The organism is Pseudomonas sp. PGPPP1 (assembly GCF_002255865.1).
Lineage (GTDB): Bacteria > Pseudomonadota > Gammaproteobacteria > Pseudomonadales > Pseudomonadaceae > Aquipseudomonas > Aquipseudomonas cremoris.
In genome coordinates this window covers 1-565 of the sequence record NZ_NKIG01000120.1, presented here as the reverse complement: position 1 = coordinate 565, position 565 = coordinate 1, and the positions used below count along the sequence as shown (strand labels likewise).

Sequence of the window (565 nt, the reverse complement as noted above, 5' to 3'; positions counted from 1 at the left end):
GAATCCCTCAAGAAAATGTTGTTCGGCGAGCTCTCGGTAAAAAACTTGAGTGGACCGATAACCATTGCTAAAGTGGCGGGCGCTTCTGCCCAGTCGGGTGTCGCGGATTTCCTGAATTTCCTGGCTTATCTGAGTATTAGCCTGGGCGTTCTGAATTTGCTGCCCATTCCTGTATTGGATGGGGGGCATCTGTTGTTTTATCTGGTCGAGTGGGCGCGTGGTCGTCCCTTGTCGGATCGGGTGCAGGGTTGGGGGATACAGATCGGTATCAGTTTGGTGGTCGGGGTGATGTTGTTAGCCTTGGTCAACGATCTGGGAAGACTGTAACGCTTCGCTGAATTGCGAATCTGCCGCATTTTGCGGCAGTTTGTTTATTGCCAGTTGGAATAAGAAAGGACTTCATGAAACGTCTGCTGCTAACTGCGGTTCTCACCGTATTGATGATCGCCGAAGTTCACGCCGAGTCCTTCACCATCTCCGATATTCGCGTCAACGGCCTCCAGCGGGTTTCCGCGGGTAGCGTCTTTGGTGCATTACCGTTGAACGTCGGTGAACAGGCTGATGA

General features: G+C 52.2%; 2 protein-coding genes. Both read left to right on the top strand.

All coding sequences use genetic code 11. The annotated features are described in order from the left end of the window. A partial coding sequence (locus tag CFE47_RS31485; RefSeq protein ID WP_286843109.1) for a site-2 protease family protein occupies nucleotides 1–327 on the top strand: 327 nt, incomplete at its 5' end. A 74-nt stretch (nucleotides 328–401) separates the two neighbouring features. Next, a partial coding sequence (locus CFE47_RS31480; RefSeq protein WP_286843111.1) for a hypothetical protein occupies nucleotides 402–565 on the top strand: 164 nt, incomplete at its 3' end.